The 14,284-nt window shown below is 69.4% G+C and carries 13 protein-coding genes; 3 read left to right on the top strand and 10 right to left on the bottom strand.

Going from position 1 to position 14,284, the window contains the following annotated elements:
* Positions 1-4: 4 nt before the first annotated feature.
* Entirely contained in the window at positions 5-1,264 is a 1,260-nt protein-coding gene (locus OIC96_RS38800) for an MFS transporter (RefSeq protein ID WP_330303342.1), read from the bottom strand.
* 109 nt (positions 1,265-1,373) lie between these two features.
* On the opposite strand from OIC96_RS38800, the gene OIC96_RS38795 reads away from it, so the two are divergent.
* Positions 1,374-2,396, top strand: a complete 1,023-nt coding sequence (locus OIC96_RS38795; protein WP_330303343.1) for a LacI family DNA-binding transcriptional regulator — start codon at positions 1,374-1,376, stop codon at positions 2,394-2,396.
* Between the two features lie 321 nt (positions 2,397-2,717).
* Here the strand turns inward: OIC96_RS38795 and prcA are convergent, their stop codons facing one another.
* The 6 genes from prcA to arc all read right to left on the bottom strand — a co-directional run bounded on the left by prcA (position 2,718) and on the right by arc (position 8,817).
* Positions 2,718-3,464: a proteasome subunit alpha gene (gene prcA / locus OIC96_RS38790; protein WP_330303344.1), complete on the bottom strand. Its 747-nt coding sequence runs from the start codon at positions 3,462-3,464 to the stop codon at positions 2,718-2,720.
* Positions 3,465-3,522: 58 nt separating this feature from the next.
* Positions 3,523-4,368 (bottom strand): proteasome subunit beta, encoded by an 846-nt coding sequence (prcB, locus tag OIC96_RS38785; protein WP_330303345.1) that lies wholly within the window; start codon positions 4,366-4,368, stop codon positions 3,523-3,525.
* The gene (locus tag OIC96_RS38780) at positions 4,320-4,925 is read right to left on the bottom strand and encodes an endonuclease VII domain-containing protein (RefSeq protein WP_330303346.1); all 606 of its coding nucleotides are present in this window, start codon (positions 4,923-4,925) and stop codon (positions 4,320-4,322) included. Before OIC96_RS38780 ends, prcB begins: the two co-directional genes overlap by 49 nt.
* 5 nt (positions 4,926-4,930) lie before the next feature.
* Positions 4,931-5,149: a ubiquitin-like protein Pup gene (locus OIC96_RS38775; RefSeq protein ID WP_330303347.1), complete on the bottom strand. Its 219-nt coding sequence runs from the start codon at positions 5,147-5,149 to the stop codon at positions 4,931-4,933.
* A gap of 155 nt (positions 5,150-5,304) precedes the next feature.
* Positions 5,305-6,816, bottom strand: a complete 1,512-nt coding sequence (gene dop, locus OIC96_RS38770) for a depupylase/deamidase Dop (protein WP_406501418.1) — start codon at positions 6,814-6,816, stop codon at positions 5,305-5,307.
* Between the two features lie 234 nt (positions 6,817-7,050).
* On the bottom strand, positions 7,051-8,817 hold the full coding sequence (arc, locus tag OIC96_RS38765) for a proteasome ATPase (RefSeq protein WP_327427440.1): 1,767 nt from the start codon (positions 8,815-8,817) through the stop codon (positions 7,051-7,053).
* A gap of 254 nt (positions 8,818-9,071) precedes the next feature.
* On the opposite strand from arc, the gene OIC96_RS38760 reads away from it, so the two are divergent.
* Positions 9,072-9,377 (top strand): ferredoxin, encoded by a 306-nt coding sequence (locus tag OIC96_RS38760; protein WP_330303348.1) that lies wholly within the window; start codon positions 9,072-9,074, stop codon positions 9,375-9,377.
* 93 nt (positions 9,378-9,470) lie between these two features.
* Here OIC96_RS38760 and OIC96_RS38755 read toward each other — a convergent pair whose 3' ends face one another.
* The 3 genes from OIC96_RS38755 to OIC96_RS38745 form a co-directional block, all read right to left on the bottom strand.
* The gene (locus tag OIC96_RS38755; protein WP_330303349.1) at positions 9,471-10,043 is read right to left on the bottom strand and encodes a hypothetical protein; all 573 of its coding nucleotides are present in this window, start codon (positions 10,041-10,043) and stop codon (positions 9,471-9,473) included.
* 176 nt (positions 10,044-10,219) lie between these two features.
* Positions 10,220-11,122, bottom strand: coding sequence for a tRNA (adenine-N1)-methyltransferase (locus OIC96_RS38750; protein ID WP_330303350.1), 903 nt, complete (start codon positions 11,120-11,122; stop codon positions 10,220-10,222).
* Positions 11,123-11,285: 163 nt separating this feature from the next.
* The gene (locus tag OIC96_RS38745) at positions 11,286-12,929 is read right to left on the bottom strand and encodes a site-2 protease family protein (protein WP_330303351.1); all 1,644 of its coding nucleotides are present in this window, start codon (positions 12,927-12,929) and stop codon (positions 11,286-11,288) included.
* A gap of 276 nt (positions 12,930-13,205) precedes the next feature.
* On the opposite strand from OIC96_RS38745, the gene OIC96_RS38740 reads away from it, so the two are divergent.
* Complete coding sequence (locus OIC96_RS38740) at positions 13,206-14,204, top strand: RecB family exonuclease (protein ID WP_330303352.1); 999 nt, start codon at positions 13,206-13,208, stop codon at positions 14,202-14,204.
* Positions 14,205-14,284 lie beyond the last annotated feature (80 nt).

Here is a 14,284-nt window from a genome sequence, read left to right as displayed (position 1 = left end):
AACATTACGCCCGATCCCCCGAGCTGAAACGGGGTTCGACAGCACGGTTTGGATCATTTTCCGATGAGACCGCAACGACCGCGCTGTCCCCGGTAGCTGCGAGGACCCGCCCCGTGGCCAGCAGAACCACCAGCGCGGCGGCCCCGGCGGCACCCGGTAGGGCGAAGCCCCACACCGCCCCGCCCCACTCGACTACGGGGCCCGCGAGGCCCGTTCCGACCGACGCGCCCACGGTGAACGTCGTCACAAGCCAGGAGAACGCCTCGGTGACCGTGCCGCGCGGCGCGTGCCGGTCGACGAGGACGAACGCGCAGGCGATACAGGGCGCCAGGAACACTCCGGCGAGTGTGGTGAGCGCCGTCATGGCGACCGGGCCCGGCACCAGCGTCAGCGGCAGGTAACACACCGCCAGAAGGGCGACGAGCACCCGCAGTCGCCGCTCCGGCGCGCCGCTCCACTGCCGCACGCCGTACACCGCGCCGCCGACGAGAGCGCCGAGACCGATGCCCGCCATCAGCCAGCCGTACACCGCGTCCCCGCCGTGGCCGTCGGCGTACGACACCGCGGCGACCGTGATGGAACCGAGGGCGATCCCGACGAACAGGAAGGCGGCAAGGAGGGCCAGCAGCCCGGACGAGCGCAACGCGCCGAGCCAGTGCGCCTCACGCGGTGCCGAGCGCCACGCGCGCGAGGGCGGCGACACGACTACGGAGAGGGCGCCCAGCACGCCGATGGCATTCAGCACGAGCAGCGCGGCCTGCGCGGACCAGAGCGACACGCACAGCGTCACCAGCAACGGCCCCACCGTGAACATGATTTCCTGCGCCACGGCGTCCATCGCGTACGCCGTGTGCACCTGGTCCTCCCTGCGCAGGACAGAGGGCCACAGTGCCCGCAGACCGCCCTCCAGGGGTGGCGTGAAGAGCCCGGCAACGGCCATCGAGGCATACGCGAGCGACGGCGTCTGCGTGCCCGCGAACGCGAACACGCTCATCCCGAGAGCCGAGACGAGCGCGGCGGGCAGCTGCACCCGCGGCTGCCCGTAGACGTCCACCAGGCGCCCCAGCAGCGGCTGCCCCACGGCATTGGCCACGCCGTACACGGCGGCCAGCGCGCCCGCCAGGCTGTACGTGCCGCCCTCGGCGCGGATGAAGAGCACGACGGCGATGGCGGCGGTGGCGTTCGGCAGCCGCCCCACGAGGGTGCCGACGAGCAGCCGGGTGGCGTGCCTCGCCCTGAGGATCTCCAGGTACCCCGCAGCCATGTCCAGCCCTTCCCGTCAGCACGCGACGTCGGAAGTTTTACGTATAACGCCGCTCTCCATACGTACCATGTGCGCTGTCCGTGAGTCCATACGAGGGAGCAGGTCGACGGTGGCACGAGGTAGTACGCGCCCCACGAGCCGTGACGTCGCCCAGGCCGCCGGGGTCTCCCAGGCCGCCGTCTCACTCGTCCTGGGCGACAAGTGGCGCGGCCGGGTCTCCGAGGCCACGGCACAGCGGGTCCGGGAAGCCGCCCAGGAGCTCGGCTACCGCCCGAACCTGGCCGCCCGCAACCTCCGCCTGGGCCGCACCCGCACGGTCCTCCTGGTGGTCCCCGCGCTCACCACCGAATTCTTCGCGGGCGTCTACACCGGCGCGGCCCGCGTCGCGGCCGAACACGGCTTCGGCGTGGTCCTCTACCCCTCCCCCGAGGGCATCGGCCCCGCCCGCAACCCCTTCGGCTCGGCGGCAGCGGCCCTCGACGGCGTGATCGCCTCCTCCATGGCCGCCGACGCCCTCACGGCGATCCGCGGCGACCAGCTCCCCCTGGTCATGCTCGACAGCGACCCGGAAGGCAGCCTGGGCGCGGCCACGGTCAATCTCGACATCAAGGACGGCGTACGACAGGTCGCCGAACACCTCCTGGCCCTCGGCCACCGCCGCTTCCTGCACCTGGCGGCCGACATCGCCTCCTGGACCTTCGAGGTACGCGCCCGAGAACTGGCCACCCGCCTGTCCGAGGTCCCCGGCACAGACCTCCGCACCACCCGCGCCCCCATCACCATCGAGGACGCCCTCAACGCCGCCGAAACCGCGCTCGCCGCCCCCGGCCCCCGCCCCACGGCCCTGGTCTGCGACGACGACAAACTCGCGGCCGGCGCCTACAAAGCGGCCCGCCGCCTCGGCCTCCACATCCCCGACGACCTCTCCATCACCGGCCTCGACGACCTCGCCCTCTCCCGAGCCATCGACCCAGAACTGACCACCGTCCGCCTGGACGCCGAACGCTTCGGCGCACAGGGCATGGAAGCCCTCCTGGCCGTCCTCGACGACCGCACACCCCCACAGGGCGACATCCCGGTAGAACTGGTCGTACGAGGCTCCACAGCCCCACCCCACCAGCCCGCCACCTGATCCCCCCAAGCACCCGCAGCCGACGACGCACGGGACCCCACCCACCCCAACCGACCCGGCGGCGCACCCGGCGACGCACCGAAGGGGCCGGGCCGGTACGTCCAGCCCGTCGCATACGGGGTTATGGCCAAGTTCATGCTGTGGCAGCAAGCAGCAATGCCCACCGGCGACGGGCTGGACGTACCGGCACGGCCCCGCCCCCACCGACGAACCGCACCGCCGAACCCCACCGCACCGCACAGGCCAGCCGACAGCACCCGAAAACGCCGAGCGCCCCGACCAATTCGGCCGGGGCGCGCGATGGGCAAGGCAAAGCCGAGGTCACTCCTCGTCGTCGCCGTCCTCGGCCTCCGTGGCGGTCTCCGCGCCCCCGGCCTCCAGCAACCGGGAAAGCTGACGCCCCACGATCCGCCTGAACTTCCGCTGCTGCGGCCGCGTACGGTCCAGCACCGCGACCTCCAGCCGCTCCGCGGGAATCTCCCGCTCACCACCGTTCGGCTCCCGCGACAGCGACTGCACCGCCAGCTTCAGCGCCCCCGCCAGCGACATCCCGTCCTCATGACGCTGATCGAGATAGGTACTGATCTGCTCGGCGTTACCACCGACCGCGACCGACCCATGCTCATCCACGATCGACCCGTCGTGCGGCAGCCGATAAATCTGGTCACCCTCAGGGGTCTCCCCCACCTCGGCAACCACCAACTCCACCTCGTACGGCTTCTCGGCGGCCGACGAGAAAATCGTGCCCAGGGTCTGGGCATAGACGTTGGCGAGACCACGAGCGGTCACGTCGTCACGGTCGTAGGTGTAACCCCGAAGATCGGCATAGCGCACGCCACCGATCCGAAGGTTCTCGTACTCGTTGTACTTGCCGGCGGCCGCGAAGCCGATCCGGTCATAGATCTCGCTGAACTTGTGCAGCGCCCGGGACGGGTTCTCGCCGACGAACACGATGCCGTCGGCGTACTGCAGCACGACCAGGCTGCGGCCGCGGGCGATGCCCTTGCGGGCGTACTCGGCCCGATCGGCCATGGCCTGCTGGGGTGAGACATAGAACGGCGTCGACACCGGTTATCCGTCCCTTTCAGTCGAAGTCACTGGGTCACCTGGGCAAGAGGGGCCGGGCTCAGAGCAGCGCGGCCCGCGGGCCGTCGGGCTGCACCAGGCGCCGCTCCAGGATCGCGCGGGCGATCTCGGAGGACTCCTCGTCGGTAAGCCGGCGGAAGCCGTCCTCGGTGATCACGGTGACGATCGGATAGATCCGGCGGGCGACATCGGGGCCACCCGTCGCCGAGTCGTCGTCGGCCGCGTCGTACAGGGCCTGGATGACGAGGGTCGTGGCCTGCTGTTCGTTCAGGTCGTCGCTGTACAGCTTCTTCATGGCGCCGCGCGCGAAGATCGAGCCGGAGCCCGTGGCCGCGTAGCCGTGCTCCTCGGAGCGGCCGCCCGTGACGTCGTAGGAGAAGATGCGGCCCTTGCCACGGTCCACGTCGAATCCGGCGAAGAGCGGGACCACGGCCAGGCCCTGCAGGGCCATACCGAGGTTGGAACGGATCATCGTGGAGAGCCGGTTCGCCTTGCCCTCCAGGGAGAGTTGGGCACCCTCCACCTTCTCGAAGTGCTCCAGCTCCAGCTGGAACAGCTTCACCATCTCGACGGCCAGACCCGCCGTACCGGCGATGCCCACCGCCGAGTACTCGTCGGCCGGGAAGACCTTCTCGATGTCGCGCTGCGCGATCATGTTGCCCATGGTGGCCCGCCGGTCACCGGCGAGGACCACACCACCGGGGAACGTGACGGCGACGATGGTCGTGCCGTGCGGGGCCTCGATGACGCCCTGGACGGGCGGCAGCTGCCGCTTGCCCGGGAGCATCTCCGGCTGATGCTCGGAGAGGAAGTCCATGAAGGACGACGACCCGGGCGTCAGGAAGGCAGCTGGTAGACGCCCGGTGCTACGAGTGTTGGCTTCCACGAGGATCCTTCCAAGTAGGCGGCAGCCCGACGAACAGCGTCGGGATCATCTCCCAACTTGCCGATGGCCGAATTGCAGTTGAAGCACAGTACGCCACGGACCCTACCCGTCTCGTGGCAGTGATCCACATGAATGGCAGGAGCTTTCAAACAGATCACACAGAGCCCCATTTGAGAGGCCACCATCTCGTCACGCTCGGCTTCGGTGATGCCGTATTGGCGCTTCAGATGGTCGCCTCGCCCTCTGGCGGCCCGACATGCCTTGCACCGGGTCGATAGGCCATCCGAAGCCGACGCATTGCGGTGCCAATCGCGATGCGGCTTCACCTCCCCGCAGCTTCGGCACAGCTTGTGCCCCGCAGGGATGTCCACCTTCTCGCGCACCGTCTTGCCGAGCGCTTCCCTGCGCTGCCGGTAGCGCGCGGCCGAATATTCCGCCACGCACTCCCGGCACCGCACTTGCAACCCGTCACGCCGGTTCCTGTCAGCAGCGAACGAAGCAAGCGGCTGTTCTCGGCCGCATCCGGTGCACCGCTTCACTTCGAGCGGGCCCGGCATGCCCGTTATTGACCGCCTTTTTGTACAAATGAGCGAACGAAGTCCTCGGCGTTCTCCTCGAGTACGTCGTCAATCTCATCCAGAACCGAGTCGACATCGTCGCTCAGCTTCTCCTGGCGCTCCTTGAGGTCGTCGGAGGCCTGCGCGTCTTGCGCTGTCTCCTCGACCTCCTCGGTGTTGCGCGTCGCCTTCTGCTGTCCGCCGCCGGTGTCCTTGGTCGCCATAACCCTCACCCCGCTCGGTTCGACGTTCTTGATCAGACCCTACAAGCAGGGTCCGACATCGGCCCCGCAGTTGCTACAACGTACGGGGGCCACCTCGATGATTCCCGTACGCCGGACTTTCCACCCTGTCCGGCGGGTGCCGGACAGGTGCCCGCTCAGCCGCCCGAAAGGACCCTGACCAGGTCCTCAGCCGTACGGCAGCGGTCGAGGAGCTCCTTGACGTGATTACGCGTTCCGCGAAGCGGCTCCAGGGTTGGGACGCGCTGGAGCGAGTCCCGGCCCGGCAGATCGAAGATCACCGAGTCCCAGGAGGCGGCCGCGACGTCGTCCGCGTACTGCTCCAGGCAGCGTCCGCGGAAGTACGCGCGCGTGTCCTCCGGCGGCTTGGTGCGGGCCCGCTCGACGTCCTGCTCGTCGAGCAGGCGCTTCATCTTGCCGCGTGCCGCGAGGCGGTTGTAGAGGCCCTTCTCGGCGCGTACGTCGGCGTACTGGAGGTCGACCAGGTGCAGCCGGGCGGCGTCCCAGTCGAGGCCGTCACGGCGTCGGTAGCCCTCCATGAGTTCCCGCTTGGCGACCCAGTCGAGCTCTCCGGAGAGGCTCATCGGGTCGTTCTCCAGGCGGTTCAGGGTGTCTTCCCAGCGGAACAGGACGTCCTTGGTCTGCTCGTCCGCGTCGGCCCCGAACCGTTCCTCCACGTACTTGCGCGACAGCTCGAAGTACTCCATCTGCAACTGCACAGCGGTGAGTGTGCGTCCGCTGCGGAGCGTGACCAGGCGCTTGAGGGTCGGGTCGTGCGAGACCTGGTGGAGGGTGCGTACGGGCTGGTCGACGGCGAGGTCCACGGCGATGAAGCCGTCCTCGATCATGGACAGGACCAGGGCCGTCGTGCCCAGCTTCAGATAGGTCGAGATCTCGGAGAGGTTGGCGTCGCCGATGATCACGTGCAGCCTGCGGTACTTCTCGGCGTCCGCGTGCGGCTCGTCGCGGGTGTTGATGATGGGGCGCTTCAGGGTGGTCTCCAGGCCCACCTCGACCTCGAAGTAGTCGGCGCGCTGGCTGAGCTGGAAGCCGTGTTCGTGTCCGTCCTGGCCGATACCGACGCGGCCCGCTCCGGTGACGACCTGGCGTGAGACGAAGAACGGCGTGAGGTGGCGCACGATGTCCGAGAAGGGGGTCTCCCGCTTCATCAGGTAGTTCTCGTGCGTGCCGTACGAGGCGCCCTTGTTGTCGGTGTTGTTCTTGTAGAGGTGGATCGGCTGGGCGCCGGGGAGCTGGGCCGCGCGCTCCGCGGCCTCCGCCATGATGCGCTCGCCGGCCTTGTCCCACAGGACGGCGTCCAGTGGGTTGGTGACCTCGGGAGCGCTGTACTCCGGGTGTGCGTGGTCCACGTACAGCCGCGCACCGTTGGTGAGGATGACATTGGCCAGGCCGATGTCCTCGTCGGTGAGCTGGCTGGAGTCGGCGGCCTCGCGGGCGAGGTCGAAGCCTCGCGCGTCCCGCAGCGGGTTCTCCTCCTCGAAGTCCCAGCGGGCGCGGCGCGCCCGGTGCATCGCCGCCGCGTAGGCGTTGACGATCTGGGACGAGGTGAGCATGGCATTGGCGTTGGGGTGGCCGGGGACGGAGATCCCGTATTCCGTCTCGATGCCCATTACTCGCCGTACGGTCATGCGGCCCTCCTTGCCCGGCAGCGCCCTCGGTCGGGGGCGCTGCTCAAGTACCGCTGGTGCTCCGGTGCGTGTGCGGTGCCCGTCCCCGCAACGCGCGACTCGGCGGTACGAAAGAGCCTAGAACGCCTTAGCGCTGGTGGGGAGATCATTTGCGTCATTGCTCTGCTCCAGCCGTGCCCCGGAAAACAGTCGGCTGCGGGTACCCGCTGAGGGCACCCGCAGCCGCCCTGTCTTTTACAGGTACTGACCGGTGTTCGCCACCGTGTCGATGGAGCGTCCGGTGTCCGCGCCCTGCTTTCCGGTGACGAGGGTACGGATGTAGACGATCCGTTCGCCCTTCTTGCCGGAGATTCGGGCCCAGTCGTCCGGGTTGGTGGTGTTGGGCAGGTCCTCGTTCTCCTTGAACTCGTCCACGCAGGCCTGGAGGAGGTGGGAGACCCGAAGGCCCTTCTGGTTCTGTTCGAGGAAGGCCTTGATGGCCGCCTTCTTGGCGCGGCCGACGATGTTCTCGATCATGGCGCCGGAGTTGAAGTCCTTGAAGTAGAGGACTTCCTTGTCGCCGTTGGCGTAGGTGACCTCGAGGAAGCGGTTCTCCTCGGATTCGGCGTACATCTGCTCCACGGCGGTCTGGATCATGCCGTGGACGGTGGCCGACCGGTCCCCGCCGTGTTCTCCGAGGTCGTCGGAGTGCAGGGGGAGGCGCTCGGTGAGGTACTTCGCGAAGATGTCCTTCGCGGCCTCGGCGTCCGGGCGCTCGATCTTGATCTTCACATCGAGACGTCCGGGGCGCAGGATCGCGGGGTCGATCATGTCCTCACGGTTCGAGGCGCCGATCACGACCACGTTCTCCAGGCCCTCCACGCCGTCGATCTCGGCGAGCAGCTGGGGGACGATGGTGTTCTCCACGTCCGAGCTGACGCCCGATCCACGGGTGCGGAAGAGGGATTCCATCTCGTCGAAGAAGACGATGACGGGGGTGCCCTCGCTGGCCTTCTCACGTGCACGCTGGAAGACGAGGCGGATCTGCCGCTCGGTCTCGCCGACGTACTTGTTCAGGAGCTCGGGGCCCTTGATGTTGAGGAAGAAGCTCTTGCCGGTGGCCTGTCCGGTCACCTCGGCGACCTTCTTGGCCAGCGAGTTGGCCACGGCCTTGGCGATGAGCGTCTTGCCGCATCCGGGGGGCCCGTACAGCAGGACGCCCTTGGGCGGCCGCAGTTCGTGCTCCTTGAAGAGGTCGGGGTAGAGGTAGGGGAGCTCGACCGCGTCGCGGATCAGTTCGATCTGGTTTCCCAGGCCGCCGATCTGCTCGTAGCCGATGTCCGGGACCTCTTCGAGGACGAGTTCCTCGACCTCGCTCTTCGGGACGACTTCGTAGACATAGCCGGAACGGGGTTCGAGAAGCAGGGCGTCGCCGGGTCGGATGACGACGTCCAGGAGGGGCTCGGCGAGCCGGACCACCCGTTCCTCGTCAGTGTGCCCCTGTACGAGGGCGCGCTCGCCGTCCTCGAGGATCTCCTTGAGGGTGACGATGTCGCCGACGCTCTCGTATTCCATGGCCTCGACCACGTTGAGGGCTTCGTTGAGCATCACTTCCTGGCCGCGCCTGAGCTCTTCGAGCTCCACGCTGGGGCTGACGTTCACCCGGAGCTTGCGGCCCCCGGTGAAGATGTCCGCCGTGCCGTCCTCGTTCGCCACGAGGAAGACACCGAAGCCTGCCGGCGGCTGTGCGAGCCGGTCGACCTCTTCCTTGAGGGCCACGATCTGGTCGCGGGCCTCACGGAGCGTGTTGGCGAGCCGCTCGTTCTGTGCGGACACGCCGGCCAGGTTGGTCTGCAGCTCGACGATCCGCTCTTCGAGAATCCTCGTGTGCCGCGGAGAGTCGGCGAGCTTGCGTCGCAGGACGGCGATCTCCTGCTCAAGGTAGGCAATCTGCCCGGCGGGGTCATCGGACCCTCGTCCCGGGCGGATGCCGCGGTTCATGTCGTCGTCGTGGGCTGCCACGGTCCTCACCTCCTCCAAGGGGAGCTGGACGCTTCCAGACCCTACCTGGGTGGGTGTCGATTGAAACCCCTAGATCACAAAGACTGTCGGGGTGTGTCCGATCTTCACCCTTGCGCTCTCCCTCACGCCAGGGGAATACCCACCCAACATGATTGGGAAGCGGACGGAGGTAGGGTCGAAGTGTTCAACACCCGTCAGAGCTGGCCCGACTTGCTGGCATGGCGGATCGCTCGGCGCAGGAAACGGCAGGAGAAATGACCGTGCAGCAGGAGGCCGCAGTCGACGGCGAGGCGCTTGAGGTCTGGATCGATCAGGATCTCTGTACCGGCGACGGAATCTGCGCCCAGTACGCGCCCGAGGTCTTTGAGCTGGACATCGACGGTCTGGCGTATGTGAAGAGCCCCGACGACGAGCTGCTGCAGGTCCCGGGTGCCACAACGCCCGTACCGCTTCCGCTTCTGCGCGATGTGACCGACTCCGCGAAGGAGTGCCCGGGCGACTGCATCCATGTGCGTCGGGTTTCGGACAAGGTCGAGGTCTTCGGCCCTGACGCGGAGTGACTCCAGGGGCACCCCACGTCACCGACTGTCTGCTTTCTCACACCCTCCGCCGGGCGGAGGGTGTTTTCGTATGCCGCGGACTTCGTCAGGTGCTCACACGCTCTGGGCCTCGGACGGGGTCGAGCGGAGGAACGCGCCGTTCTTCCACTGCCACTTGGCGCGGTCCTTCACGTCCGGGCAGCAACTCGGTACGTCGGTCGAGGAGTAGCCGAGCAACGTGGCGGTGACGGTTTCGTCGCGCAGCGCGAAGTCCGTGACGCTCAGGCGGTCCTTGGGGTCGACCAGGGTGGCCACGACGCGGGGCTTCTTCGCGCCCGCGGCCTGGGTGAGGACGTAGACGCCGTTGGGCGGGGTGCCCGAGCCCGCGTCGCAGCGGACGACGGCCACGGTCTCCGGGCGGCCGTCGCCGTCGAGGTCTCCGGAGGCCTTCTTCTGGACGAGGACCTTGGTGGGCCCGCACTCGATCGGGAAGTCGACACCGGCGGGGTCGGGAGCGATCGCGGCCGCCGCGGACTTCGTCTCGGGGCCCGACGCGGCCGCCGTCGCCGAGCCGGGCTGCAGGACGGAGGACAGCGCGACGACTCCCGCGATGGCGGTGGCCGTGGCGACCCACTGGATGGGGCTGGTGTGCGTGTGTGCCAGTTCCGGGACGGCGGATTGCTGCACTAGGAGCGTCTCCTGTGAGGGCTGTGCCGGTGGGGGTGTCCCGCATGGTGCCACACGTCACAGTGTGGTGGAACGGCGGGGTCCGGACTTCTGGCGGCGCGTCAACGGAAAAGGGCTGTGGCCGAGTTCCCGGGCGATTCCGGGAACTCGGCCACAGTCGTGGTGCGTTGGGTCCGTCAGCGGCCGGAGCCGCCGTCGGCGTTCGGACCGGTGTAGTCCTCGCCGTACGCGCCCTTGGCGGGGCGGCGGCGGCGCATGGGCGGCTCGACGCCGTCCGCGAGGCGGCGGGCGGTGAGCAGGAAGCCGGTGTGGCCGATCATCCGGTGATCGGGGCGGACGGCCAGGCCCTCGACGTGCCAGTTGCGGATCATCGACTCCCAGGAGGTCGGCTCGTTGAAGCAGCCGATCTCGCGGATGGACTCCACGGTCCGCGCGAGCTGGGTGGTGGTCGCCACGTAGCAGCAGAGGATGCCGCCGGGGACGAGGGCCTTGGAGACGGCCTCCAGGCACTCCCAGGGGGCGAGCATGTCGAGGATGACGCGGTCGACGTCGGTGTCGCTCAGGTTGTCCTGGAGGTCGCCGACGGTGAGCTGCCAGGCGGGGTGCGGGCCGCCGAAGTAGCGCTCCACGTTCTGCTGGGCGATCTCGGCGAAGTCCTCGCGGCGCTCGTAGGAGTGCAGCATGCCCTGGTCGCCGATGGCGCGCAGCAGGAAGCTGCTGAGCGAGCCGGAGCCCACGCCCGCTTCCACGACGCGTGCGCCGGGGAAGATGTCGGCGAAGGCCAGGATCTGCCCCGCGTCCTTGGGGTAGACCACGGCGGCGCCGCGGGGCATGGACAGGACGTAGTCGGGGAGCAGGGGGCGCAGCGCGAGATAGGCGACGTTCCCCGTGGTGCGGACAACGCTGCCCTCGGGAGCACCGATCAGCTCGTCGTGGGGGAAGGAACCCTTGTGGGTGTGGAAGTTCTTCCCGGCCTCGAGCGTGAACGTGTAGTGGCGGCCCTTGGGGTCGGTCAGCTGAACCTGGTCCCCGACCTTGAAGGGCCCGCGCCTGCGGGCGGCACCGGTCGGTTCGGACATGTGACCAGCCTACCGGTCCCCGCACGGGGCGCTGACCAATCGAGGTGCGTGCGGAAACCGCGGGTGATTCGTGGCTGGTCGCGCCCACGCGGCGGAGCCGCTCGATGTCACAGCCCCGCGCCCCTTACGGGGCGCGGTACGGCACCGGGGGCGACGGATCCGTTCAGGAGGGGCGGGCCATCGCCTTGACGAAGGCTCGCTCCACGTCTGCCGCCGAGAGGACTCCGTAGATCTCGCCCGAGTCCTCCACCACCAGGTATTCGGTCGCCGGGGTCGCGCGCAGGGCGTCCAGGAGGTCCTCGCCCGCGAGCTCGGCGGAGACGCGCATGCCGTCGGTGAGGTCCTGGGCGAGGCCGCTGACGGCGACCCAGGGGCGGCGGTGTTCCGGTACGCCGACGATGGCGGCCTCGCGGACCAGGGAGAGCGGTTCGCCGTCGGGGTCGACCACGACCAGGGCGCGGGCGCCGGCGTCGTTGGCGCGGCGCAGGGCTTCCGAGAGGGGGGTGTTGGTCTCGACCGGGACCGCGCGCCGGGTGAGCGAGCGGGCGCGCAGCTCCGGCAGGTGTTCGCGCAGCCGGGCCATCCGCAGGCTGTTGCCGGCGCCGGTCCAGATGATCGCGGCGAGGATGGCGGCGAGCAGGGCGTCGGTGACGGTGTCCATGCCGCCGATGTCTTCCGGGGTGTCGCCGAGTACTCCGGACTGGGTGAGCAGGGGCAGCCCGATCAGTACGGAGACGGCGAGGGCGCGGCCGACCCAGGCGGCGGCGATCGTGCCGCTCATCGGCCTGCCGGTGATCTTCCAGACGACGGCGCGGAGCATGCGGCCGCCGTCCAGGGGCAGTCCGGGCAGCAGGTTGAAGGCGGCGACGATGAGGTTGGAGATCATCAGGCCGGCGAGCAGGACGCCGGGGACCGTGCCCGGTTCGACGGTCTGCATGGCCACGTAGAAAAGGCCGGACAGGATGAGCGAGAGCAGTGGGCCGACGAAGGCCAGCACGAACTCCCGGCCCGGTGTCTCGGCCTCCTTCTCGATCTCCGAGACCCCGCCGAAGAACTGCAGCTGGATCCGGCGCACCGGCAGTTTGAAGCGCAGGGCGGCGACGGTGTGGGCGAGCTCGTGGACGAGCACGGAGGCGTAGAAGACGACGGCGAAGAAGAGGGACACCAGGTAACGCGCGGCGCCGAGGTCCGGCAGCACGCGGTCCAGCTGGCCGCCGAACACCCAGGTGATCAGCGCGGCCACGAGGAACCAGCTCGGCGCGACATACACCGGTACGCCGAAGGGCCGCCCCATGAGCAGCCCGCCACCGGGCTCCTTGCCGCGGCGCGGCGGCCGGCCCTTGCCGGAACCGGACTGGGCCAGGGTCCGGTTGGACGCGGCGGGGTCGGCCGAGTCGGTTTCCGTGGGCCGGGTGCCGGTCTTCGCAAAGGAGTGGTCGGCGGCACCGATGTCGGTGTTTGCGGCAGCACCGGTGTCGGTTGTTTCGTCGGCACCGGTGTCGGTGGTTTCGTCGGCACCGATTTCGGACCGGGACTCGCCCGGAGGGCCCTGGGGCGTCTCGGGCTCGGCCGAGATGTCAGGGGCTGCTTCGCCGCCCGGCCGGTCCTGGGCCGAGGCGTCGGCGTCGGACTGGGGCTCGGGATCACCCGGGGCCGTGGGCGCGGGCCCGGTGGGGCGCTCGCGAGGGTCCGGTCCGGGGCGCGTGGCGTCCACGGCCGGGCCCGTGGAGGCCTGCGGCCCCTCGTGGCGCTCGGCCGCTTCATCGGTACCGGACCGCGGCTGCCCGCTCCCGCCGCTCTCGTCCACGATGTCCCCTCGTTCGAAGCGTCTCCCGCCCCGATCATGCGGAGCAGGAGGGTCTGGGTCGATGGTATGCGGCCGTCTCGACGCGTTCCGCCCCGGCACCCCCTCCGTTTTCCGCGCCGTCGCCCGCGCCGCCCGGGCACTGCTCGTATCGCTCACGCGGACCGTCCGGTGTCGCCGCCGGCCGGTGCGGCCGACCCGCTTGTCCGGCTGGGGGTCCGGGGGTTGTCCCCTGTAATGGCGCAGCACTGTCAGTGGCGGGCCGTAAGGTCTGTCGTCATGGAAACCAGCACCGAGGGCGTCGCGGAGAACGGCGCCGACAGCGCCGGGGCCGCCGTACCGGCCGAGCGGACCGAAGCCGTCGCGGTCGAAGCGACCGGAGTCGTCGCGAGCGAAGCGGCGGAAGGTACCGAGGCTGTCGCGGCCGCCGCTGCCATACCGGCCGCCCCCGCCGTGCCGCCCACGTCGCTGTCGCCGTCGCGTGCCAGTGACTTCATGCAGTGCCCGTTGCTGTACCGGTTCCGGGTGATCGACAAGCTTCCCGAGAAGCCGAGCGAGGCGGCGACCAGGGGCACTTTGGTGCACGCGGTCCTTGAGCGGCTCTTCGACGCACCGGCGACGGAGCGGACGGCGCCGCGCGCCAAGTCGTTGATCCCTGGGCAGTGGGACCGCTTGCGGGAGACCAAACCGGAGGTCGTGGAGCTGTTCGCCGACGACCCGGAGGGCGAGCGGCTGGCGCGCTGGCTCACCGAGGCCGAGCAGCTGGTCGAGCGCTGGTTCACGCTGGAGGACCCGACCCGCCTCGAACCCGCCGAGCGGGAGCTGTTCGTCGAGGCGCGGCTCGACTCCGGGCTCAAGCTGCGCGGCATCATCGACCGGGTCGACGTGGCGCCGACGGGCGAGGTCCGGATCGTCGACTACAAGACGGGCAAGGCACCACGGCCCGAGTACGCCGAGGGCGCCCTGTTCCAGATGAAGTTCTACGCCCTCGTGGTGTGGCGGCTGAAGCAGGTGGTCCCGCGCCGGCTCCAGCTCGTCTATCTCGGCAGCGGTGACGTGCTGACGTACGACCCGGTGATCGCGGACCTGGAGCGGGTCGAGCGCAAGCTGCTCGCCCTGTGGGACGCGATCCGGCAGGCCACCGAGACCGGTGACTGGCGGCCGCGGCCCACCAAGCTGTGCGGCTGGTGCGATCACCAGGCGGTATGTCCGGAATTCGGTGGCACTCCCCCGCCCTATCCGCTGCCCGTCGTGGCGCCCGGGCCGGACGGCGTGTGAGCCGGCGGGGCTGGAGCGCCCCAGAGGCGAGCCGGTGAGCACGCGCAGGGCAGAATGGGGCCGGACTAGCGAAGGAGACT

The organism is Streptomyces sp. NBC_00775 (assembly GCF_036347135.1).
In the GTDB taxonomy this organism is placed as follows: domain Bacteria; phylum Actinomycetota; class Actinomycetes; order Streptomycetales; family Streptomycetaceae; genus Streptomyces; species Streptomyces lutosisoli.
This window is presented reverse-complemented; position numbering and strand designations above follow the sequence as displayed.

Coding starts and splice junctions, on each gene's coding strand:
- OIC96_RS38800 (WP_330303342.1), bottom strand. CDS start 1,264: ATGGCTGCGGGGTACCTGGAGATCCTCAGGGCGAGGCACGCCACCCGG.
- OIC96_RS38780 (WP_330303346.1), bottom strand. CDS start 4,925: ATGCCGGGCCCGCTCGAAGTGAAGCGGTGCACCGGATGCGGCCGAGAA.
- OIC96_RS38775 (WP_330303347.1), bottom strand. CDS start 5,149: ATGGCGACCAAGGACACCGGCGGCGGACAGCAGAAGGCGACGCGCAAC.
- dop (WP_406501418.1), bottom strand. CDS start 6,816: ATGACCGTACGGCGAGTAATGGGCATCGAGACGGAATACGGGATCTCC.
- OIC96_RS38760 (WP_330303348.1), top strand. CDS start 9,072: ATGACCGTGCAGCAGGAGGCCGCAGTCGACGGCGAGGCGCTTGAGGTC.
- OIC96_RS38750 (WP_330303350.1), bottom strand. CDS start 11,122: ATGTCCGAACCGACCGGTGCCGCCCGCAGGCGCGGGCCCTTCAAGGTC.
- OIC96_RS38740 (WP_330303352.1), top strand. CDS start 13,206: ATGGAAACCAGCACCGAGGGCGTCGCGGAGAACGGCGCCGACAGCGCC.